Annotated in this window: 25 protein-coding genes; 17 read left to right on the top strand and 8 right to left on the bottom strand. The window is 64.3% G+C overall.

The features are described from left to right. Positions 1-120: 120 nt before the first annotated feature. The 3 genes from AB7Z56_RS01365 to AB7Z56_RS01355 form a co-directional block, all read right to left on the bottom strand. On the bottom strand, positions 121-714 hold the full coding sequence (locus tag AB7Z56_RS01365; protein ID WP_084794915.1) for a cytochrome b/b6 domain-containing protein: 594 nt from the start codon (positions 712-714) through the stop codon (positions 121-123). Positions 715-758: 44 nt separating this feature from the next. Then, positions 759-1,037: a PepSY domain-containing protein gene (locus AB7Z56_RS01360; protein WP_028150199.1), complete on the bottom strand. Its 279-nt coding sequence runs from the start codon at positions 1,035-1,037 to the stop codon at positions 759-761. A gap of 216 nt (positions 1,038-1,253) precedes the next feature. Beyond that, positions 1,254-1,604, bottom strand: coding sequence for a hypothetical protein (locus AB7Z56_RS01355; protein ID WP_063980300.1), 351 nt, complete (start codon positions 1,602-1,604; stop codon positions 1,254-1,256). Positions 1,605-1,710: 106 nt separating this feature from the next. Here AB7Z56_RS01355 and AB7Z56_RS01350 point away from each other — a divergent pair, with 106 nt between their 5' ends. Continuing rightward, positions 1,711-2,241, top strand: coding sequence for a TetR/AcrR family transcriptional regulator (locus AB7Z56_RS01350; RefSeq protein ID WP_063980299.1), 531 nt, complete (start codon positions 1,711-1,713; stop codon positions 2,239-2,241). 122 nt (positions 2,242-2,363) lie between these two features. Then, positions 2,364-2,561, top strand: coding sequence for a Trm112 family protein (locus tag AB7Z56_RS01345; protein WP_011083431.1), 198 nt, complete (start codon positions 2,364-2,366; stop codon positions 2,559-2,561). Positions 2,562-2,699: 138 nt separating this feature from the next. On the opposite strand, the gene AB7Z56_RS01340 is transcribed toward AB7Z56_RS01345, so the two are convergent. Further along, complete coding sequence (locus AB7Z56_RS01340; protein WP_063980298.1) at positions 2,700-3,920, bottom strand: ubiquinone biosynthesis hydroxylase; 1,221 nt, start codon at positions 3,918-3,920, stop codon at positions 2,700-2,702. Between the two features lie 216 nt (positions 3,921-4,136). Here AB7Z56_RS01340 and tesB point away from each other — a divergent pair, with 216 nt between their 5' ends. Next, positions 4,137-5,000, top strand: a complete 864-nt coding sequence (gene tesB / locus AB7Z56_RS01335) for an acyl-CoA thioesterase II (RefSeq protein WP_063985977.1) — start codon at positions 4,137-4,139, stop codon at positions 4,998-5,000. 37 nt (positions 5,001-5,037) lie between these two features. On the opposite strand, the gene AB7Z56_RS01330 is transcribed toward tesB, so the two are convergent. Continuing rightward, entirely contained in the window at positions 5,038-5,949 is a 912-nt protein-coding gene (locus AB7Z56_RS01330) for a DUF4339 domain-containing protein (protein WP_063980297.1), read from the bottom strand. A 239-nt stretch (positions 5,950-6,188) separates the two neighbouring features. On the opposite strand from AB7Z56_RS01330, the gene AB7Z56_RS01325 reads away from it, so the two are divergent. The 12 genes from AB7Z56_RS01325 to xth all read left to right on the top strand — a co-directional run bounded on the left by AB7Z56_RS01325 (position 6,189) and on the right by xth (position 18,144). Next, a complete protein-coding gene (locus AB7Z56_RS01325) occupies positions 6,189-6,527 on the top strand; it encodes a P-II family nitrogen regulator (RefSeq protein WP_008142802.1) in 339 nt (112 codons plus the stop codon). A gap of 133 nt (positions 6,528-6,660) precedes the next feature. Then, complete coding sequence (locus AB7Z56_RS01320; protein WP_063980296.1) at positions 6,661-7,962, top strand: ammonium transporter; 1,302 nt, start codon at positions 6,661-6,663, stop codon at positions 7,960-7,962. 43 nt (positions 7,963-8,005) lie between these two features. Next, positions 8,006-8,320, top strand: a complete 315-nt coding sequence (locus AB7Z56_RS01315) for an ArsR/SmtB family transcription factor (RefSeq protein WP_014490770.1) — start codon at positions 8,006-8,008, stop codon at positions 8,318-8,320. Further along, positions 8,317-8,673 carry an SRPBCC family protein gene (locus AB7Z56_RS01310; protein ID WP_063980295.1) on the top strand — a complete coding sequence of 119 codons (357 nt, stop codon included), beginning with the start codon at positions 8,317-8,319 and terminating at the stop codon, positions 8,671-8,673. Before AB7Z56_RS01315 ends, AB7Z56_RS01310 begins: the two co-directional genes overlap by 4 nt. Positions 8,674-8,715: 42 nt before the next feature. Then, on the top strand, positions 8,716-9,318 hold the full coding sequence (locus tag AB7Z56_RS01305; protein ID WP_038932646.1) for an ATP-dependent Clp protease proteolytic subunit: 603 nt from the start codon (positions 8,716-8,718) through the stop codon (positions 9,316-9,318). 392 nt (positions 9,319-9,710) lie between these two features. Continuing rightward, complete coding sequence (locus AB7Z56_RS01300; RefSeq protein WP_008142813.1) at positions 9,711-10,049, top strand: P-II family nitrogen regulator; 339 nt, start codon at positions 9,711-9,713, stop codon at positions 10,047-10,049. A 37-nt stretch (positions 10,050-10,086) separates the two neighbouring features. Beyond that, entirely contained in the window at positions 10,087-11,535 is a 1,449-nt protein-coding gene (locus AB7Z56_RS01295) for an ammonium transporter (protein WP_063980294.1), read from the top strand. Positions 11,536-11,751: 216 nt separating this feature from the next. Continuing rightward, positions 11,752-12,156: a GFA family protein gene (locus AB7Z56_RS01290; RefSeq protein ID WP_063980293.1), complete on the top strand. Its 405-nt coding sequence runs from the start codon at positions 11,752-11,754 to the stop codon at positions 12,154-12,156. Positions 12,157-12,518: 362 nt separating this feature from the next. After that, positions 12,519-13,733 carry an aminotransferase class I/II-fold pyridoxal phosphate-dependent enzyme gene (locus AB7Z56_RS01285; RefSeq protein ID WP_441256139.1) on the top strand — a complete coding sequence of 405 codons (1,215 nt, stop codon included), beginning with the start codon at positions 12,519-12,521 and terminating at the stop codon, positions 13,731-13,733. A gap of 9 nt (positions 13,734-13,742) precedes the next feature. Then, positions 13,743-16,223, top strand: a complete 2,481-nt coding sequence (locus tag AB7Z56_RS01280) for a DNA translocase FtsK (RefSeq protein WP_063980291.1) — start codon at positions 13,743-13,745, stop codon at positions 16,221-16,223. Between the two features lie 150 nt (positions 16,224-16,373). Continuing rightward, positions 16,374-17,126: an outer membrane lipoprotein carrier protein LolA gene (locus AB7Z56_RS01275; protein ID WP_063980290.1), complete on the top strand. Its 753-nt coding sequence runs from the start codon at positions 16,374-16,376 to the stop codon at positions 17,124-17,126. A gap of 202 nt (positions 17,127-17,328) precedes the next feature. Next, positions 17,329-18,144 carry an exodeoxyribonuclease III gene (xth, locus tag AB7Z56_RS01270; RefSeq protein WP_014490778.1) on the top strand — a complete coding sequence of 272 codons (816 nt, stop codon included), beginning with the start codon at positions 17,329-17,331 and terminating at the stop codon, positions 18,142-18,144. Between the two features lie 14 nt (positions 18,145-18,158). On the opposite strand, the gene AB7Z56_RS01265 is transcribed toward xth, so the two are convergent. Both AB7Z56_RS01265 and AB7Z56_RS01260 read right to left on the bottom strand, forming a co-directional pair. Then, positions 18,159-18,605 (bottom strand): cyclic nucleotide-binding domain-containing protein, encoded by a 447-nt coding sequence (locus AB7Z56_RS01265; protein WP_063980289.1) that lies wholly within the window; start codon positions 18,603-18,605, stop codon positions 18,159-18,161. 59 nt (positions 18,606-18,664) lie between these two features. Beyond that, positions 18,665-19,351, bottom strand: a complete 687-nt coding sequence (locus tag AB7Z56_RS01260; protein WP_007598630.1) for a response regulator transcription factor — start codon at positions 19,349-19,351, stop codon at positions 18,665-18,667. A gap of 204 nt (positions 19,352-19,555) precedes the next feature. Between AB7Z56_RS01260 and AB7Z56_RS01255 the strand changes: the two genes are divergently transcribed. Further along, positions 19,556-20,125 (top strand): L,D-transpeptidase family protein, encoded by a 570-nt coding sequence (locus AB7Z56_RS01255; RefSeq protein WP_063985976.1) that lies wholly within the window; start codon positions 19,556-19,558, stop codon positions 20,123-20,125. Between the two features lie 6 nt (positions 20,126-20,131). Then, the gene (locus tag AB7Z56_RS01250; RefSeq protein ID WP_063980288.1) at positions 20,132-20,917 is read left to right on the top strand and encodes a 2-keto-4-pentenoate hydratase; all 786 of its coding nucleotides are present in this window, start codon (positions 20,132-20,134) and stop codon (positions 20,915-20,917) included. A 182-nt stretch (positions 20,918-21,099) separates the two neighbouring features. Here AB7Z56_RS01250 and AB7Z56_RS01245 read toward each other — a convergent pair whose 3' ends face one another. Continuing rightward, positions 21,100-21,789: a YggS family pyridoxal phosphate-dependent enzyme gene (locus tag AB7Z56_RS01245; RefSeq protein WP_063980287.1), complete on the bottom strand. Its 690-nt coding sequence runs from the start codon at positions 21,787-21,789 to the stop codon at positions 21,100-21,102. Positions 21,790-21,842 lie beyond the last annotated feature (53 nt).

Raw genomic sequence — 21,842 nt, 5'->3', positions numbered from 1 at the left:
GAAGGACGGCGTCGCTTCGCTCGCCGATGACCCGGGCATCCACGTCTGAGAGGCACAAAAGAACGTGGATGGCCGGGACAAGCCCGGCCATGACAAGGAGAGAGCGCCGCCTCAAAAACCCTATTGATGATGGCGGATGCGCTTGCGTCCGGTGAACATCGCGCGGATCAGGTTCTCGCGCTGGAGAAGCCCCATCAGCACGACGCCCAGCACGTGTACCACGGCCAGCACGATGACGGCGTCGGATGCAATCGCGTGGGTATCCTCGACCCACCACAGGCCGAAGAAGGTGACGGTCACCGACATCGCCCCCGTGATGGCCGAGATGGCGATCGCCAGCAGCAGCGCTACCAGCATCAAGGTGCCGGCTGGATTGAGGCCGATATAGCGGCCGGTCATGCCGCGGCGTAGATTCCAGAGATAGTGTGGCGCGACCCGAAGCCGGACGCCGACCATGCGGAAGCGCGAATAGCGGCTTCCCCAAAAACCCCAGACCAGGCGGAAGGCGAGAAGCCCGAGCACCGTATAGCCGACGATGCGGTGAAGGGTATCGTAGACGGAGGGCGTGAACCACGCGGCCAAGATGCTGACCGCGAGGGCCCAGTGCCAGAGGCGTAGCGGGAGGTCCCAGACTGCGACCGTCCGCGAAGCCGTTCGATCCGCGGGGGTCCCGTCGGACGCCCCGCGCGTTTCTGGCACCGCTTCGTCGATCAAGCCGTGACTATCCTCAAGCCTTGCTCAAGCCCTTGCTTGAAACCTTACTTGGCAACCGTCTTCTTCAGGCTAAGATCTTCCGGGCTGTAGAACAGCTCGTAGAGCTTGCCTTCCTTGACGCCGTAGACCTCATAGCACGAGCCTTCGATCTTGGAGCGCCGCACTTCGTAACCCAGCGCCTTGGCCTTGGCTTCGGCTTCGGCGGCCGGCTTCCACGACGCCTTGTCGAGCTTGGTGCAATCCTTGAACCCGTCGGCCATGGCCGCCGAGCTCATACCCATGCCGACCGTCAGTGCAATTGCAACAACACGAATGACCTTCACGAACGTCTCCTCCTCTGTCGTGTGCGCGCGTGGCGCGAAGCGGGAGCGAGGGAAGCAAAGGCGATGATGAAGTCAATCCGGTTTGGACGCGGATGGCTTTAGAGTTATTCTAACGATCCGGAAAAGATCAGTTGGCTCCGTAGGCAGCAGGCATTTGAGCGGCCGCTGCGGCCTTACGCCTCACGGTTTGACGGCCGGCATTCTGGGCGCGGCACCTCAATAGCCGGCAACCGCCATCGCAACGACGGCACTGAGCGCCATCCAGCCGAAATGCCGGCCGCGCGTGGCCCACGCGTTGGCGACAGCCGAGAAACCGAACACACAGACCATGGTGATGACGATCCAGCGGCGCGCCAGCTCCGAGTCCATCCAGGGCGCCGCGATCAGGAGCACACCACCACCGATCCAGGCGACGGTCGAGGCCTGCCAGACCAGGCGAATTAGGGTGCGGAGCCGTTCCGGCTCGATGCGGGCGCGGGCAAAGACCTTGGTCTCGCCGAGAACACCATGGATGAGGGCCACGGCAATGGCCACGACGCCGGAGCACTGGAGCAAGAGATCACGCATCGGCACAGCTCCCTGAAGCTTCGTCCATACAGTTGTGTATAGTGAGATAGGCGCTGGCCCGCCGCCTGTCAATACACTAGTGTATGGCCAATTTCCGGAACCGGTCATGACCGAACAACTCTCCGCCGACGACTGGATCAAACAGGGCCTGAAGGCGCTGGCCAAGAACGGCTTCACGGCCCTGAAAGCCGATCGGCTCGCAAAGGCGATGGGCGTCTCGCGCGGCAGCTTCTATTGGCATTTCGCCGATCTCGGCGCGTTCCACGCCGAAGTCCTGAAGCGCTGGCGCGAGATCGCGGCCGAACAGATCATCGCCGACGTCGAGGCCGCCGGCGACGAGCCGCTGAAGGCGCTGCTGCGGAGATCCTTTGGCGCGCGGCTCGACCTGGAGCGCGCCGTGCGCAGCTGGGCGGCGTTCGATACGGCCGCGCAAGGCGCGGTCCGCGCGATCGACCGCCGCAGGATCGACTATATCGAGACGCTGCTTGCGATGCGGGGCCTTGAGCCGGCGAAGGCGCAGGCCCGCGCGCAGATCCTGTACTGGACATTCCTGGGCTTTGCCTTGTCGGGCACGCCGGTACCGGCGGCACGGCTCCAGGGCCTGCTCGACGAGATCATGCGGATGGTCTCTGCCTAGATTCTTGTTTTGACGCGTTTTCTTTATGCGAGCCGGTACCCACTTCGCTCGAAAACGCTCTGGTGGCGCAATGGGCGGCCGCGATTTTCTGTGCTAGAGGCAAGCGATCTTCGGAGACCCCAATGAACGCGCCCACCGAACGCCCCGAAACCAGCGTCGATCCCAAATTGCTGGAGATCCTGGTCTGCCCGCTGACCAAGGGTCCGCTGGAGTTCGATTCCGCAAAGCAGGAGCTGATCTCGCGCAGCGCCAAGCTGGCCTACCCGATCCGCGACGGCATCCCGATCATGCTGCCGGAAGAGGCGCGCAAGATCGATTGATCAGGCGGCCCTCATGGTGAGGAGGCGCGATAGCGCCGTCTCGAACCATGAAAGCCCGGCTCTCTCACCTCGGCCTTCATCCTTCGAGACGCGCGCAAGCGCGCTCCTCAGGATGAGGAGTTAGAGCTTGCGCGATTGCTACAACGCCTCACCTTTCAGCAACCGCGGGATCTCACCGGTCAAACCAGCGGCCTGGCGGATGAAGAGGTTCTTCAGCGGCGGGGCGCGGTCGACGAGGCCGAGGCCGATGTCGCGCACCGTGCGCAGCAGCGTCGACTGGTTGGAGAACAGGAAGTTCAGCGAGTTGGTGGCAACGCCCATCGCCATGGTGTCGAAGCGGCGCCAGCGCTGATAACGTTCGAGCACGTCGACGCCGCCGAGATCCATGCCGAGCCGCGCGGCATCGACCACGACTTCGGCCAGTGCTGCGACATCCTTCAGCCCCATGTTGAGGCCCTGGCCCGCGATCGGATGGATGACATGCGCGGAATCGCCGACCAGCGCGAGACGCTCGGCGATGAAGGAGCGCGCCACGAAATAGGACAGCGGGAACGCACGCGGCTTGTCGAGCGCCTTGACCTCGCCGAGATGCAGGCCGAACCGGCGCTCGAGCTCGCCGTGGAACTCCTCGTCGCTCAACGCGATGATGCGCGCGGCCTCGCTGCGGCGCTCGGTCCACACCAGCGAGGATCGTTTTCCGGAGAGCGGCAGAATCGCGAAGGGACCCGCGGGCAGGAAGTGCTCCTCGGCGCGGCCGTCGTGATCGCGCTCATGGCCGACGGTGACGACGATGCCGGATTGATCGTACTCCCAGCCATGGGTGACGATACCGGCGCGCTCGCGCAGTTTCGACCGCGCGCCATCGGCGGCGACCAGCAGGCTTGCCGCAATCACGCTGCCGTCGCCAAGCGTCACGTCGACGCCTTCCGGGCGCGCGTCATAAGACGCGACCGTCGTGGCGCGGAGATCGATGCCCTCGGCTTCGGCCCGCACCACCAGCGCGTCGATCAAACGGCGGTTCTCGACCATATGCGCAAACGGTTCGCCCGGCGCGACATCGCCGGCAAAGTTCAGAAAAACCGGACGGGTGGCGTCTTCCAGCTTTGAATCGGTGACGACCATGTCGAGGATCGGCTGCGCCTCGCCCCTGACGGCGTCCCAGGCGCCGATGGCCTCGAACAGGCGGCGGCAGGCGGCCACGATCGCGGTCGCGCGCGGGTCGCGGCTCGGACGGGTCGCGAGCGCGGGGTCGGCGACGATGACGGGAATCTCGGGCCCGAGCCCCTGGCGCAGCGCCAGGGCCAGCGCGAGGCCGGCAAACGCGCCGCCACCAATGACAATGCTACCCTGTACCGGCATACCAAATTCCTGGTTCACACTTCGGCTTTTCCAGGCCTTGCTAGCAGACTTGAGGTGGGCGAAACAGTGCGGTGAAACAAGGGCGGAACTGCCTCATTCCGTCATTCCGGGGCGCGCAAAAGCGCGAACCCGGAATCCAGAGGTTATCGGCTCGGGATTCCGGGGTCATCGCTGTCGCGATGCCCGGGAATGACGAGATGCTTCGAAAGCACCATCATGTCCAAAGGCCTGATCGACCTGATCTCGATTCTCGACCTCGAACAGCTCGAGGTGAATCTGTTCCGCGGCAACAGCCCGAAGACGGGCTGGCAGCGGGTGTTCGGCGGCCAGGTGATCGGGCAGGCGATGGTTGCGGCCTGCCGCACGGTCGAGGGCCGGCTGCCGCATTCGCTGCATTGCTATTTCATCCTGCCGGGCGATCCGCAGATCCCGATCATCTACCAGGTCGAGCGCCTGCGCGACGGCAAGAGCTATTCGACCCGCCGCGTCACCGCGATCCAGCACGGCAACGCGATCTTCTCGATCATGGTGTCGTTCCACACCGACGAGGAGAGCGCGTTCGATCATCAGGACAAGATGCCCGACGTGCCGCCGCCGGAAAAGCTGACGGCGGAGGAGGTGGCGAAGCAGCCGATGTTCAAGGAGATGCCGGAGTTCATCCGCCGCTACTACGAGTCCGATCGTCCGATCGAGCTGCGCCCGGTCGAGCTCGGCCGTTATTTCGGCCAGAAGATCGAGGACGGCCGCATTCACGTCTGGATCAGGACCGCGGCAAAGCTGCCGGACGATCCGGCGCTGCACATGTGCGCGCTGGCCTATGCCTCGGATTTTTCGCTGCTCGACGCGATCATGGCGCGCTACGGCCGCACGCTGTTCGACAAGCGCATGATGCCCGCGAGCCTCGACCACGCGATGTGGTTTCATCGCCCGTTTCGCGCCGACGAATGGCTGCTCTACGCGCAGGATTCGCCGAACGCACGCGGCGGCCGCGGCTTGACCCGCGGCTCGATCTTCAAGCCCGACGGCACGCTGGTCGCCTCCGTCGCGCAGGAAGGTTCTGTGCGCGAGCGGAAGTCCTAGCGCCCAGGCGCGAGTTCGTCGCGCCTGGGATTTGCGATCAAGCTCCGAGCGACCCGCGCGGAGCGAGCTCGGTCTGCGACGCGAACCAGTTCATGATCCAGCGATACACCCACGGGATCGGGATGATGAGGCTGGACAGGATCGCGGCGACGATGCCGCGCCAGAGAATGCCGAGACCGCTGCCCTTGAACACGATCTCACGGCGCGTGCCTTCGATGCTGCGGCAGAACCAGCGCATCTGCGCCGCGGCGACCCAGGCCCAGCCGATGATCGTGATGATCGAGATCGCGAACAACAGATTCCAGCCGATATAGGCCCAAGCTGAGCCGGAGAAGCTGAGCCCGAGCGGCTGCTCGTTGGAGGCGAGGTTCGCGACCATCCATTTGATCAGCAGCCAGTAGAGCACGATCTGCGCGATGAACAGCAGATTGCTGAGCAGCGCACTGCCGATGACGCCGATCGCGATCGCCAGGACGATGAAGCCGAAGAACCAGGGCACCAGCGTCATCGCATTGCCGGTGAAGCTGAGATTGGGCCGGCCGGGCACCTTCACGCAGGACACGATCCATTTCGTGTACCAGACGAACACCCACGGCACCGGAATGATGAGGCACATGCCGATCAGCATCACGATGCTGCGCCAGGTGAACTCGAGGATGCCGAAATCGACCGACAGCGCTCCTCCGCTGCCACCGCCACCACCAGCGTAGCCGGCGCCAGCGTAACCACCGGAGCCCATCATCGGCGGACCGCCGGCCGGCATCATCGGGGGCGCACCGCCACCGCCGATCAGGCCGGGAATTTCGGCGGCCTTCTGCCAGCCGGCCATGCCCTCGGACCACACCAGCGTATCCGGGCGCACAACTCCCTGCGCGACCAGGTCGCGGAATTGCCCTTCCGGATAGGGTCCCTGTTGCTTGCCCTCGGATGCGTAGAACCAACTCGCCATGAAGCGTCCCCCTCAAACATACTTTTGTACCGGCCGGGACGCTTCGGTTCACCGCATCCATGCCAAAAACGCATTGTGAAGGATGAACGGATGCCCTGTACAGAGGCGGCGGTTCACATGGCCAAACGTTTTTCCGCTTCAGTCTGCAAGTTTTTTATGCCATTTGCCCGGAAAGATGCCAGATTGACGCTGCGCCGGGGACATACGGCGTGGCGCATCCCCGGGGAATAGGCCTGACCATGAAACTCGTCGTCGCGATCATCAAACCCTTCAAGCTCGATGAAGTCCGCCAGGCGCTGACCGCGATCGGCGTCCACGGCATGACCGTGACCGAGGTGAAAGGCTACGGCCGCCAGAAGGGTCATACCGAGATCTATCGCGGCGCGGAATATGTCGTGAACTTCCTGCCGAAGCTGCGGATCGAGATCGCGGTCGCCTCCGACGTCGCCGACAAGGCGGTCGCCGTGATCACCGCGACGGCGCGCACCGGGCAGATCGGCGACGGCAAGATCTTCGTCACGCCGATCGACCACGCGCTGCGCATCCGCACCGGCGAAACCGACAGCGACGCGCTTTAAGGCTTTTTGTTTTGACGCGTTTTCTTCACGCGAACCGGTATCCACTTCGCTCGAAAACGCTTTGATCCTTCTTCGATCGCACCGGGCAACGACGCCACAGCGTGCGACGCCAATTGATGCCGGGGGGAATGACATGGCGGGATTGTTGCGCCGCGCAGCTGCTATGGCTGCGCCGCTCGGATTTGTGACGTTCGTTGCGGCGCCCGCATACGCCGCGGGCTCTGAGATCAACACCGCCGACACCGCCTGGATGATCGTCGCCACCGCGCTGGTGCTGATGATGACGATCCCCGGCTTGGCGCTGTTCTATTCCGGCATGGTGCGCAAGAAGAACGTGCTCGCCACCATGGCGCAGAGCCTCGCCGCGGTGACGATGATCTCGATCCTCTGGGTGGCGTTCGGCTATTCGCTCTGCTTCGTCGGCGACGGGCCTTGGATCGGAACGCTCGACCGCTGGTTCCTCGCGGGCATGACGATGGACAGCGTCAACCCGGCGGCGAAGACGATCCCGGAAGCGCTGTTCATGCTGTACCAGATGACCTTTGCCATCATCACGGTGGCGCTGGTCGCGGGCTCGGTCGCCGACCGGATGCGATTCTCCGCCTATCTGGTGTTCTCGGTCGCCTGGTTCATTTTCGTCTACATTCCGCTGGCGCATTGGGTGTGGGGCGGCGGCTTCCTCGCCAGCATGGGCGTGCTGGATTTCGCCGGCGGCCTCGTCGTGCATCTGTCGGCCGGCACCGCCGGCCTCGTCGCCGCCAAGGTGATGGGCCGCCGCCACGGCTACGGCACCGAAAATCTGTCGCCGTTCGATCTGTCGCTCGCGGTGATGGGCACCGGCCTGTTGTGGGTCGGCTGGTTCGGCTTCAACGGCGGCTCGGCGGGCGCAGCCAATTCGCGCGCGGTGCTGGCGATCATCGCGACGCATCTTGCGGCCTGCTCCGGCGCGCTGACCTGGGGCGCGATCGAATGGTCGACCCGGCGCAAGCCGTCGGTGCTCGGCATGATCTCCGGCGCGGTCGCCGGGCTCGGCACGATCACGCCGGCTTCGGGCTTCGTCGCGCCCTGGCATGGCATCGTCATCGGTATTGTCGCCGGCGCCGTCTGCTACTGGGCCTGCACCTGGCTCAAGCACCGCTTCAACTATGACGATTCCCTCGACGTGTTCGGCGTCCACGGCATCGGCGGCCTGACCGGCACGCTGCTGGCCGGCGTGTTCGCGACTTCCGCGATCGGCGGCACCGCCGGCCTGATCGAGGGCCATCCGCAGCAATTGCTGATCCAGCTCTACGGGGTCGCCGTCACCTTCGTCTGGGCGGCCGGCGTGAGTTTCGTCCTGCTCAAGCTGGTCTCCCTGTTCGTGCCCTTGCGCGTATCCCGTGAGCACGAGCTGGAGGGACTGGATATTTCGCAGCACGGAGAAGCGCTTCAGTAATCGGGGGCTTGCGCGACACATAAGCACATGCTTATGTATTGGCATGATCGAAGCCGACATCTTCAAGGCACTGGCCGACCCGACGCGCCGAAAGGTCTTTGAGAAGCTCGCCGGCGGAAGCCTGAATGCCAGCGCTTTGCGCGACGGTTTGGAGATCAGCCAGCCGGCGATGTCGCAGCATCTTTCGGTGCTGCGCGCGGCAGGCCTCGTACGCGAACAGCGGCAGGGCCGCTTCGTGAACTACGAAGTCGACCCGGACGGAATCGTGGCCATCGGCACATGGCTTGCGCGCTACCGTGCCTACTGGCCGAAGCGCATGGAAGCACTCGCCGATCTCCTCAAGGACATGGATCAATGAGCGACGCAGCGAAACCTGATCCCTCCGACGCAAAACTGGTGCTCGAATATGAATTCGACGCGCCGCCAGCAAAGGTCTGGCGCGCCGTCACCATTCCGGCCTTGCGCGAGCGCTGGTTGCCGGATTGCGACCTTGCAGGCGCCGAGCCTGAATCAACGATCGCAGGCGAAGAGGTGCGCTACCGGCTTCGCGATTCAGAGCCGCCGTTTCGCGAGAGCCACGTCATCTTCCGGATCGAGCCGAACGAGGACGGCGGCACGCGCTTCCGCATCATCCAGCAAGCCTGCGAAGAGCGAACAAAGCTGCCGCAGCCGGCCAACAGCAATTGCTGCCTGATGCGCGCGGCGGCTTAAACACCAACAAGACTTCGTCACCTGCAAACATGGAGGTCGCCAATGCGCGACATGCTTCAGCTCGTCCCTATGGTTGTCGAGCAATCCGCCCGCGGCGAGCGATCCTTCGACATCTATTCGCGGCTCCTGCGCGAGCGCATCATCTTCCTCAACGGCGAGGTCAATGATGCGATGTCCGGACTGGTGTGCGCGCAATTGTTGTTCCTGGAGGCGGAGAATCCGAACAGGCCGATCAATCTCTACATCAACTCCTATGGCGGCGTGGTCACCTCTGGTCTCGCCATGTACGACACCATGCAGTTCATCAAGGCGCCGGTTCATACGCTGTGCATGGGCACCGCGCGCTCGATGGGCTCGTTCCTGCTGATGGCCGGCGAGCCAGGTCACCGCGCCGCGCTGCCCAATGCGAGCCTTCACGTGCATCAGCCGCTCGGCGGCTTCCAGGGCCAGGCGTCCGACATCCTGATCCATGCCAACGAAATGCAGGAGACCAAGCGGCGCATCACCCGGCTCTACGCGCAGCATTGCGGGCGCACCGAGGCGGAGGTGGAACGGACCCTGGACCGCGACCACTTCATGACCGCGCAGCAGGGGGTCGAGTGGGGATTGATCGACCGGGTCTTTGCGGAGCGCGAGGCCGCCTGACGATTCAGGCCGGTTGCGCGCATCCCGTGAGCACGCCGAGGGCCGGTTCGATATTTCGCAGGGCGGCGGGGCCCTTTGCCGGGCCCCTTCTGTAATAAAATACCTTCTTGCTGCCCGACACGTGAGCAGCAATTGTGTCGACAGCCTGTCGTGCCCGCTTTTTGATCAGGCGTGACCACGTTTTGAGCGCGACGTATTAGCGCACTGCACCGCAGCACGCGTCAAACGCGAAAACACCCGTTTTCATAGTCCGTTAGGCAACGCGCCCGATCTGGCACGGCATTTGATTCTAAGGGTGCTGGCTGTGCCCGCGTAGTGAACTTCTCCCTCGTGGCGAACCAGTCGAGAAACGCCCGGCCACGTCCGGACCGGGCCAAGCGGGGATAGGACCCATGAAAATTGTTATGGCGATTATCAAGCCATTCAAGCTGGAAGAAGTCCGTGACGCCCTGACCGCCATCGGCGTTCACGGTCTCACGGTGACGGAAGTCAAGGGATATGGCCGCCAGAAAGGCCATACGGAAATCTATCGCGGTGCCGAATACGCCGTGAGCTTCCTGCCCAAGATCAAGATCGAGGTCGCTGTCGCCTCCGACCAGGTCGACAAGACCATCGACGCCATCACGTCCGCCGCGAAAACCGGGCAGATCGGCGACGGCAAGATCTTCGTCATCAACCTCGACCATGCGGTTCGCATCCGCACCGGCGAGGCCGATGCCGCGGCCCTTTGATTTCGCGCTCAACCTTTACCAATCAGGAGTGAATAAAATGACGTTTAAGCGTCCCTATGGCGCGGGATTGGCGGCTCTCGCAGTCGGCATGTTCGCTGCGACCGCGGCCTATGCCGAGCCAACGGTCAACAAGGGAGACAACGCCTGGATGCTGACATCGACAGTGCTCGTGCTGTTGATGACGATCCCCGGCCTCGCGCTGTTCTACGGCGGTCTTGTCCGTTCCAAGAACATGCTCTCCGTGCTGATGCAGGTGTTCTACACCGTCTGCGTCGTCACGGTAATCTGGGCCGTGTACGGCTACAGCCTCACCTTCACCGGCGGCTCCGACTTCATCGGCGGCTTCTCCAAGGCCTTCATGATGGGCGTCACCACCGACTCGAAGGCCGCGACCTTCTCGGTCGACGCCAACATCTCGGAGCTCATCTATATGTGCTTCCAGATGACCTTCGCGGCGATCACGCCGGCCCTCATCGTCGGCGCCTTCGCCGAGCGCATGAAGTTCGCGGCAATCGCGCTCTTCATCCCGCTCTGGGTCACGCTGATCTACTTCCCGATCGCGCACATGGTCTGGTACTGGCCCGGCCCGGACATGATCCAGGACGCTGCCAAGGCACTCGCTGCTGCCACTGATGCGGCTGCGAAGACCGCGGCGCAGGCCAAGCTCGACGAGATCAACGCCGACGCCGGCTGGATCTTCAAGAAGGGCGCGATCGACTTCGCTGGCGGCACCGTGGTGCACATCAACGCCGGCATCGCAGGTCTCGTCGGCGCTCTGCTGATCGGCAAGCGCGTCGGCTACGGCAAGGAGCTGATGGCTCCGCACTCGCTGACCATGTCGATGATCGGCGCCTCGCTGCTCTGGGTCGGCTGGTTCGGCTTCAACGCCGGCTCCAACCTCGAAGCCAACGGCGGCGCAGCCCTCGCCATGACCAACTCCTTCGTCGCCACCGCGGCCGCCGCGCTGTCGTGGATGTTCGCGGAGTGGATCGTGAAGGGTCACCCGTCGGTGCTCGGCGTCATCTCCGGCGCTGTCGCGGGCCTCGTGGCCGTCACGCCTGCCGCCGGCTTCGCCGGCGTGATGGGTGCGATCGTCCTCGGCCTCGTGGTCGGCGTGGTCTGCCTGTTCTTCTGCACCGTCGTGAAGAACGCGCTCGGCTACGACGACAGCCTCGATGTGTTCGGCGTGCACTGCGTCGGCGGCATCGTCGGCGCCCTCGGCACCGGCATCCTCGTCAATCCGGCGCTGGGTGGTGCGGGCATCATCGACTACACCGCGATCCCGCCGAAGGTTGCCGATTACGACTTCGCGGCGCAGATGGTCTCCCAGCTCTGGGGCGTCTGCACCACGCTGGTGTGGTCGGGCATCGGTTCGGCGATCCTCTACAAGGTCGTCGATGTGATCGTTGGCCTCCGCGCCAATGTCGAGACCGAGCGTGAAGGCCTCGATATCACCGAGCACACCGAGCGCGCCTACAACATGTAACTCTCCTCCCGGGCGCGGCCTCCGCGGGGGCCGTGCCCACAACTACGGTTTGGGGCACATACCCGGCAATGTCCCGACCGTTGAGGGGCTCCAGCGCAAGCTGGAGCCCCTTTCTTTTTGCCTTCTTTTGTCCTGCGCGACAAAGAAAGCGATTGCCATTTCAGATTGCCGGCGCAGAAATATCGACCACAACGAAAAACAAACCGGGAGGTCGTCATGCGTTTGGAAGGCGGATGCTATTGCGGCGAAGTGCGCTACGTGGCCGAAGGTGATCCGATGATGCAGGCCCAGTGTCATTGCCGCGAGTGCCAGTACATCTCGGGCGGCGCGCCCAACACCTTCATCGCGATGCCGGCGGCCGGCTTCAGCTACATCACCGGGCAGCCCAAGCAATTCACGCGCAAGGACCTCGAACGCGCCGTCACGCGCGAATTCTGCGCCGAATGCGGCACCCATCTGGTGACCAAGGTTCCGGGCCTGCCGGCGGCGATCCTGAAGGTCGGCACCTTAGACGAGCCCGCGCAGTTCCATCCGCAGATGGCGATCTACACCTGCGACATGCAGGAGTTCCACGCGATCCCGGTGGGCATGAAGACATTCGAGAAGCTGCCGGGGCACTAGGCGCGCCCATATCCGGAAACTCGCCATGCCCGGGCTTGCCCCGCCTGCGCGGCCGAAGCCCGCTTCGGCGAGGCGAAGGCCCGGGCATGAACGTTCTTGGGTACGGTAGAATGGGCCGGGGGATGGCCGGGACAGGCCCGGCCATGACGGGACCCGGGCCCGCCATGCGTCCGCTCTATCCGGCCTCATTATTCCCGCTCCGGACGGACCGGACCTCAAATCCAGGTCACGGAAATGACTCTTGATGGCGCGGAAAGCCGATGGTTAATCGCGTCTTAACCTCGCCCTATCTATGGTGAAGTGAACCGCTTCCCGCCGGCGCCTTGGTGCGACCGGCTGTTCCAAGAGTACTGGCGTCCAGAATGGCTATAACCGCTTCATCCCGTGCGCCGCAGGACAGTGGAAGCTCCGATAGCGAACGCTCGCCCTTCGTCCGGCTGAACGAGCTGCTGGCACCCCATCAGCCGGGTAAGCCATTGATTACGCTTGCAGTCGGCGAGCCCCAGCATCCCGTGCCTGACTTCGTCGGCCCGGTGCTGGCCAAGCACATCGCCGATTTCGGCCGTTACCCCGCGAACAAGGGCACCGACCCGTTCCGCACGGCAGCGGGCGCCTGGCTGTCGTCGCGCTTCAAGCTGCCGCGGCCGCTCGACCCCGAGAACGAGATTCTCGTCCTCAATGGCAGCCGCGAGGGGCTGTTCCTCGCCGCGATCGCGGCCGCGCGCTATGTCGGCCCGCGCCCCGGCAAGCCCGCCATCCTGATGCCGAACCCGTTCTATCCGGTCTATGGCGCCGGCGCCCGCGCCGCGGCCTGCGAGCCGGTCTACCTGCCGACCACCGTCGAAAACGGCTTTCTGCCCGATCTCGATGCCATCGACGAAGCGACGCTGGCGCGCACGGTGGCGTTCTATCTGGCCTCGCCCGCCAATCCGCAGGGCTCGGTCGCCAAACCCGACTATTTCAGGCGGTTGAAGCAGCTCGCCGACCGCTACGGCTTCGTGATCCTCAGCGACGAGTGCTATTCCGAGATCTACACCCGCGAGGCCCCGGGCAGCGCGCTCGAATGCGCCGGCCCTGATTTCACCCGCGTGGTTGCGTTCCAGTCGCTGTCGAAGCGCTCCAACCTGCCGGGCCTGCGCGTCGGTTTCGCCGCCGGCGACAAGCGATTCATCGGCATGTTCCTCGAGCTGCGCAACATCGCGGCGCCGCAGGTGCCGGTGCCGCTCCAGCATGTCGCGACCGTTGCCTATGGCGACGAGGCGCATGTCGAGGAGAACCGCAGGCTCTACCAGATCAAGTTCGATCTCGCCGACCAGATCATCGGCGATCGTTACGGCTATCGCCGACCTGACGCAGGCTTCTGCGTCTGGCTCAACACGTCCGCGCTCGGCGACGACGTGTCGATCACGCTCAGGCTCTTCAAGGAAGCAGGCGTACGCGTGGTGCCCGGCAGCTATCTGGCGCGGCTCCAGCCCGACGGCTTCAATCCGGGCGCAGGTTTCATTCGCCTTGCGCTGGTGCAGGATGGCGAGACCACGGCGCAGGCGCTGCACCGCCTGGTCGAGACTCTGGGTTAGGCGGGGCCCATGAGCATGTCGGCAATCGAACGTGTCATTCCACTGGTCGGCCATCTGCCACCGTCGATCCGCGAGGGGCTGGCGCGGCGTATGCGCGAGCTCACCGGTTTCGGCCTGATTGCATTGTCCGGCGTCGCCTCGGCCGCGCTGATGACCTGGTCGGTGCAGGATCCAAGCCTCAGCCACGCGACCTCACGGCCGATCCGCAACATTCTCGGCTATGCCGGCGCGATCGGCGCCGACCTTGCGATGCAGATCCTCGGGCTCGGCGCGATTATGCTGGTCCTGACGGTCGCGGTCTGGGGCTGGCGCATGATGACCCATCGCCCGTTCGACCGCGAGGCGCTGCGGCTCGGTTCCTGGACTCTCTGCACCGTGATCGCTGCGGGCTTTGCCAGCTGCTGGCCGCATGGCGGCGCCTGGCCGCTGCCGACCGGCCTCGGCGGCGTGGTCGGCGATGCGCTGGTGCGCGCGCCCGCGGTGATTTTCGGACCGGCGGGCACGATCTATCGCATGGTGCTGGGCACGATCCTGTTCGCCGCGATCGGCGCGACCTTCCTGATCGCCTGCGGCCTCGGCGCGCGCGCGCATGACGACGAGTTCGCGGAGATCGAGGACGACGACAAGCCGCTCGACGAAGACGAGGAGAGCGATCGCGGCTCGGTGTCGCTGGGGTGGCTGTTCCACGCATTGATGAGCACGAAGGCGCGGCTGATCTGGCTGCTCGGCACCGCTTACCGCTCGCTGGTCTCGAGCGGACCGAAGACCAAAGCCGTTGCGTTCAGCCGCCAGGAGCCGAATCTCGGCGGCGGCCGCGCCGCGCCGTCGATCTCGCCGCAGTCCGAAGACGAAATTGACGAGGACGAGCACGAAGAAGAGGAAGACGAGGAGGAGGAAGAGGAGGAGCCGGCCGCGCGCGCGCCGCGCAAGAAGGCTGCACCAAAGGCCGCCTCCAAGAAATCCTCCGACAAGTTCGAGCTTCCGTCCGTGTCCGTGCTGGCCGCGCCCAAGGCGGGCGATCGCCAGCCGCTCAGCAAGGCTGAGCTGGAAGCCAATTCGCGTTCGCTCGAAGGCGTGCTGCAGGATTTCGGCGTGCGCGGCGAGATCGTGAAAGCCAATCCGGGTCCCGTGGTCACACTGTACGAGCTGGAGCCGGCGCCCGGCATCAAGTCATCGCGCGTGATCGGTCTCGCCGACGATATCGCCCGTTCGATGAGCGCGCTGTCGGCACGCGTCGCCGTCGTGCCCGGCCGTAACGCCATCGGCATCGAGCTACCGAATGCGCATCGCGAAAAGGTCTATCTGCGCGAGCTGCTGGTCGCCAAGGAGACTGTCGATTCGGTTGCGAAGCTGCCGCTCTGCCTCGGCAAGACCATCGGCGGCGACCCCGTGATCATCGACCTCGCGCGCACGCCGCACATGCTGATCGCCGGCACCACCGGCTCCGGCAAGTCGGTCGCCATCAACACCATGATCCTCAGCCTGGTCTACCGGCTGCGCCCGGACCAGTGCCGCCTGATCATGGTCGATCCGAAAATGCTCGAACTCTCCGTCTATGACGGCATTCCCCATCTGCTCACGCCTGTTGTGACCGACCCGAAGAAGGCGGTGGTCGCGCTGAAATGGGCCGTGCGCGAGATGGAAGAGCGCTACAAGAACATGGCCAAGCTCGGTGTGCGCAACATCGACGGCTACAATACGCGCCTGCTCGAATTGAAGGCCAAGGGCGAGGAACCGACGCGCACGGTGCACACCGGCTTCGACAAGGAAACCGGCAAGGCGATCTACGAGGAAGAGAAGCTCTCGCTCGACCCGCTGCCCTACATCGTCATCATCGTCGACGAAATGGCCGACCTGATGATGGTCGCCGGCAAGGACATCGAAGGGGCGGTGCAGCGCCTCGCGCAGATGGCGCGCGCCGCCGGCCTGCACGTGATCCTCGCGACGCAGCGTCCGTCGGTCGACGTCATCACCGGCACCATCAAAGCGAACTTCCCGACCCGCATCGCCTTCCAGGTGACGTCCAAGATCGACAGCCGCACCATTTTGGGCGAGATGGGCGCCGAGCAGCTGCTCGGGCAGGGCGACATGCTCTACATGGCGGGCGGCGGCCGCATCAGCCGCGTGCACGGACCTTTCGCGTCGGACGAGGAAGTCGAGAAGGTGGTGCGTCACCTCAAGACGCAGGGCCAGCCCGAATACCTCGAGGCCGTCACGGCCGAAGAGCCGACCGAGGACGAGGACGGTGGCGCCGTGTTCGACGCCAGCGGCATGGGAGCGGATGGCGGCGGCGATCTCTTCCAACAGGCCGTGGCCATCGTCAAACGCGACCGCAAGGCCTCGACCAGCTACATCCAGCGCCGGCTCCAGATCGGCTATAACCGCGCCGCTTCGCTGATGGAGCGCATGGAACTCGAGGGCATCGTCGGACCCGCCAACCACGCCGGAAAGCGCGAGATTCTGGTCGAGGAAGAAGATAGCCATATGTGAGGCGAGCCGCCTCTGAACATAATTTCACGCAAAATCGATATCTGCAGTAGCGAAATCACGCTAAAAGGGCGCCCAGCCACACAGGACGACGCGTTGATCAGACATCCGGACATTCGATTCGCTGCCACCATCGCTGCGCGAAGCGCGCGCATGGCCGGTGTGCTTCTCGTCACCGCCGCGATGGTGACCGCGGCGTCGTTCGCGCAGACCGTGCCTGTGCCGAAGCCCGCGCCGAAGGGCCGCGATGGCGGTTCGGCCGGTGGGCCCGCCGTCACCGGCGCGACCCAGACGCCGCCGAACCCGGTCATCCCGGATCCGCGCCGCAACGTGCCGACCAGCATCTTCCAGACGTTTGACGCCAACCAGAAGGCGCAGGCGGCCAAGGTCAGCGCCTATCTGTCCTCGTTGTCGACGCTGGTTGGAAATTTCGTCCAGGTCGGCCCCGACGGCAGCAAGACGCAGGGCGACTTCTACATCCAGAAGCCCGGCAAGGTGCGCTTCGAATATGACGCGCCGAGCCCGATCGACATCGTCGCCGACGGATCCTCGCTGGTGGTGCGCGACCGCAAGCTCGCGACCCAGGACGTCTATCCGCTGTCGCAGACGCCGCTGCGCTTCCTGCTGTCCGATCGCATCGACCTGATGAAGGACACCAACGTCGTCAACGTCTCGGCCGACGACGTCTTCGTCAGCGTCACGATCGAGGAGAAGCAGGCGCTGGTCGGCACCAGCCGCCTCCTGCTGATGTTCGGCGCCAAGGACGGCCAGTTGAAGCAGTGGACCGTCACCGACCCGCAGGGCTACGACACCACGATCGCGGTCTACAATCTCGATGCGGGCAAGAAGCTTGATCCTGCCATGTTCAAGATCGATTTCACCAATTACGGCCCATCGCCGGGTTGAAAGCTCTACTGCCGTAGGGTGGGCAAAGGCGCATTAGCGCCGTGCCCACCATCTCTCCTTGCGGCAGGCATTGGTGGGCACGCTTCGCTTTGCCCACCCTACGAGGGCTCGCAACGAACCTTGCACCCACCCCCGAAAAGACGTGGGCACGGCGCTTTGCGCCTTTGCCCACCCTACGAGAGCTTGCTAAGACGCAGGCCTCATGCGTCTTTCCCTGACAACCTGGAACATCAACTCGGTGCGGCTGCGCATCGACTTGGTCGCGAAGTTTCTCAAGAGCGCGCGGCCGGACGTGCTGTGCCTCCAGGAGACCAAGTGCATCGACGATGCCTTTCCCCTGAAGCGTTTCAAGCGGCTCGGCTATGAGCATGTCGCGCTGAACGGGCAGAAGGGTTATCACGGCGTCGCCATCGTCTCGAAGATCCCGTTCGAATCGAAAGACATCCGCACCTTCTGCGACAAGGTGGATTCGCGCCACATCTCGGTCTCGTTCGGCGAGAAGGCCAGCATCGCAAAGCCGCTGGTGCTGCATAATTTCTACGTGCCCGCCGGCGGCGACATTCCCGATCCCGCGCTGAACGAGAAATTCGACCACAAGCTTCGCTTCCTCGACGAGATGAAGGCCTGCGAGCCGCTGCATCCGCGCGGGGAGGATCGCCACATCCTGGTCGGCGATCTCAACGTCGCGCCGCACGAGAACGACGTCTGGTCGCACAAGCAGCTTCTGAAAGTGGTTTCGCATACACCTGTGGAGACAGAGAAGTTGCAAGCCGCGCTGGCAGCCGGTGAGTGGGTCGACGTCGCGCGCGAGCGTTTTCCGATGTCGGAGAAGGTCTATACGTGGTGGAGCTATCGTTCCGCGGACTGGACCGTCGGTGATCGCGGCCGCAGGCTCGACCACATCTGGGTCTCGCGCGCATTGAAGGACGCGGTCAGCGATTTCAAGATCCTGCGCGACGCGCGGAGCTGGGAGCGCCCGTCGGACCACGTGCCGGTGACGGTGACGCTGGAGGTGTAGCGGCGCCGTCCGGGCTACGACGACGTCAGCTTCGCGCCCGCCATCAGGATATCGCTCGCGATCTGGCTGGAGCGCACCGCGAATTCGTCACGCAGGCGCACCGCAGCCGCGGGGTCACTCTCGAGCACACGTTGAAACAGGCTGCGCGCGACGCGGATGACGGAGGCGTGCTCCAGCGCGACCGCGCTCGATGGCCGCTTCATCGGCACCACCAGCGCGAGCTCGCCGATCAGCGCACCGGGACCTGCGATCATCTCCGCGCCGGCGCCGTCGTCGACCCGAAAGGCGCCGCGTTGAACCACGTATCCGGCATCGGCGTCGTCGCCGAGATTGAAGAGGACGTCGCCGCGAACGAAATTACGCTGCTCGGAGCCGATCGCCAGCATGCGCAACGACGCGTCTCCCAACAAGCGCAGTGTCGGGACACGCTCGAGAAGCGCTACGTCGTCGTCGATTGACATTCAGGTCCGGGGCTCAAAGGGCATGCGATCTAAAACGATTCGCACGCCCCTAAAGCGTATCACGGCACCAGCTTGTAGCCACCGGCTTCCGTGACCAGGATCTCCGGATTGGCGGCGTCCTTCTCGATCTTCTGGCGGAGGCGGTAGATGTGCGTTTCCAGCGTGTGGGTGGTGACGCCGGAATTATAGCCCCAGACCTCCTGGAGCAGGGTCTCGCGCGAGACCGGCATCTGGCCGGCCCGGTAGAGGAAGCGGAGGATGGCGGTTTCCTTCTCGGTGAGCCGGACCTTGCGGGCATTGGCCGCGGTCAGCATCTTCGAGCCCGGGCGGAAGGAGTAGGGGCCGACCGAGAACACCGCGTCCTCGCTCGCCTCGTGCTGGCGAAGCTGGGCGCGGATGCGGGCCAGCAGCACGGCGAAACGGAAGGGTTTTGCGACGTAGTCGTTGGCGCCGGATTCCAGCCCCAAAATCGTGTCGGAATCGGTGTCATGCCCGGTGAGCATGATGATCGGGGCCTTGAAGCCGCCCTTGCGCAAGGAACGAACCACCTCGCGGCCATCGGTGTCGGGCAGGCCGACATCCATCAGGACGAGATCGGGGGCATTGGCCTTCGCGGCGCTCGCGCCCTTGGCCCCGGTATCGACGGCGGAGGCCTCAAATTCTTCGTGCAGCGATAATTGCTCCACCAACGTATCGCGCAGATCGGTATCGTCATCCACGATGAGGATCTTGCGGGCATTGGCCATAGGGGGTCATCCTTTTGGAGTCCGGCTCGGCGCGCATGCATGCTGCACCCAGCCGCGAGGGAAAGTTAGGGGGGTCGCCGTTATTATTGTTGTTCGTGTTGAAGTAGTGGGCTGTTACCGATTCACAAGCCAGAAGCACTCTAACTCAAAATCTCAGGCCGTTTTGATGAATGTCCTGTAATGAATTCGACATCGCACGTTCACATGAAAAGCAAAGCGGATTCAGCTAGTTACCCAAAGAATCGAAGCTCCGGACCGCTTCAAGCGATCCGCGTTAAACCTGCTGCCGGGAATCCGCGCCGTGGCTGGCTGACGGCCGGCGCGCTGACGATCCCGGTGGCGCTGGGGCGGGGCGGAATCCTGGCAAACAAGCGCGAGGGCGATGGCGGCACCCCGCGGGGCAGCTTCCGTCCCAGGCAATTGTGGTGGCGGGGCGACCGTCACAGCCGTCCGCGGACCTTTCTTCCGGCCCGGACCATCGGCGACACGGACGCCTGGTGCGAGGACGCCGGAGATCGCCACTACAATCAGGCGATCCGGCTCGGACCGGAGCAGGGCGGTGACCGTCTCAAGCGGACCGACCATCTCTATGACTTCATCATCGAAATCGACCACAACACCAGACCGCGCGTCGCCGGCCGCGGCAGTGCGGTGTTTTTGCATCTGGCGCGCGACAATTTCGGGCCGACCGCAGGCTGCGTCTCGATGACCAAAGCGGCGATGCTGCAATTGCTGCGGCGCCTGGGACCAAGAACCAGAATCATCATCGGGTGAGGGCACATGCTCGACAAGGATCAGATCGCCGCCGCATCGCAGGTCCTGGTCAAACATTGGCGCGACGGCACCAAGTTTGACGCGCTGGAGCCGCGGTTGCGGCCGCAGAGCCGCGCTGATGGCTATGCCATCCAGGCCGCCCTCGAAAACCAATCACTTGGAACACTGTTCGGTTGGAAGATCGCGGCGACAAGCGAGGCCGGACAAAAGCACATCAACGTCGCGGGACCGCTGGCCGGCCGCATCATGAGCGACACCGTGATCGCCGACGGCGGCACGGCGTCGATGAAGGGCAACGAGATGCGCGTCGGCGAGCCGGAGTTCGCCTTCCGCATGGGCCGCGATCTGCCGCCGCGCGCGACGCCGTACAGTGTCGACGACGTGCTCGCCGCCGTCGACACCTTGCATCCCGCGATCGAGATTCCCGACTCGCGCTTTGGCGATTTCGCCGGCGCCGGCGAGGCACAGCTCATCGCCGACAATGCCTGCGCGCATCTGTTCGTGCTGGGCGCCGCGACGACTGCGAACTGGCGCGCCATGGATCTCGTCGAGGAGCGGCCGCAGATCACGCTGCGCGGCCAGCGCTATCTCGGCCACGGCAAGAACGTGCTCGGCGATCCCCGTGTTGCCTTGGCCTGGCTTGCCAACGAGCTGCGCGGGCTCGGCATCACCTTGCGGGCAGGGGAGGTGGTGACGACAGGCACGTGCCATCCGCCGCTGCCGATCCAGGCCGGCGATCATTTCGCGGTGGATTTTGGTGTGCTGGGGCAGGTGTCGGTGGGGTTTGCGTAACCACCGCACACACCGCCGTCGTCCCTGCGGACGCAGGGACCCATAACCGCAGGGAGAAGTTTGGCGAAGACTGGCAGTTACCTCACTTTCGCCGGTACGAAGACCACCCACCAATCAGAGATCACGCGGTATGGGTCCCTGCGCCCCGTGCGCAATTGCGCACTAGGCAGGGACGACAGCAACTACCGGTGCCCGAAGATCGCGCTCCCAACGCGCACATGGGTGGCGCCGAGCATGATCGCGGTGGCGAAGTCCGCGCTCATGCCCATCGAGAGATTCTTCAAGCCATTGCGCGCCGCGATCTTGGCGGTCAGCGCGAAATGCGCCGCCGGCGGCTCGTCGACCGGCGGGATGCACATCAGGCCGGAGATCGTCAGCCCATAGCTGTCGCGGCAGCTCGCGATGAAGGCATCGGCCTCGCCGGGAGCGATGCCGGCCTTCTGCGGCTCCTCGCCGATGTTGATCTGGACGAACAGCTCCGGGTGCCTGTTCTGGGATTCGATTTCCTTGGCTAACGCCTGGCAAATGCTCGGGCGGTCAACCGAATGGATGGCATCGAACAGCGCCACCGCCTCCTTCGCCTTGTTGGACTGCAGCGGCCCGATCAGATGCAGCGCGATGCCGGAATAAGCGGACGTTAACGCCGGCCACTTGCCTTTGGCCTCCTGCACCCGATTTTCGCCGAATACGCGCTGTCCGCCGTCGATGACCGGGATAATTGCATCCGCGGCGAACGTCTTGGACACCGCGATCAGCGTCACGGAGGCGCGACTGCGCCGCGCTTCCTTGCAGGCGCGGGCAATTTCGGCTTCGACCGCGGCGAGCGCGTTTGGTGAATGGCCGGTTACCGGCGCGGCGTTGGTTTCGGTCATGACGTCGGTTCGGACTGGATTGTTGCGGAGCTAGTTCTAATTTTACCGAGTTC

Source organism: Bradyrhizobium sp. 482_C4_N1_8 (assembly GCF_052075965.1).
Classification (GTDB): domain Bacteria; phylum Pseudomonadota; class Alphaproteobacteria; order Rhizobiales; family Xanthobacteraceae; genus Bradyrhizobium; species Bradyrhizobium barranii.
The sequence above is the reverse complement of the archived record's forward strand: the minus strand, read 5'-3'. Positions and strand labels throughout refer to the sequence as shown.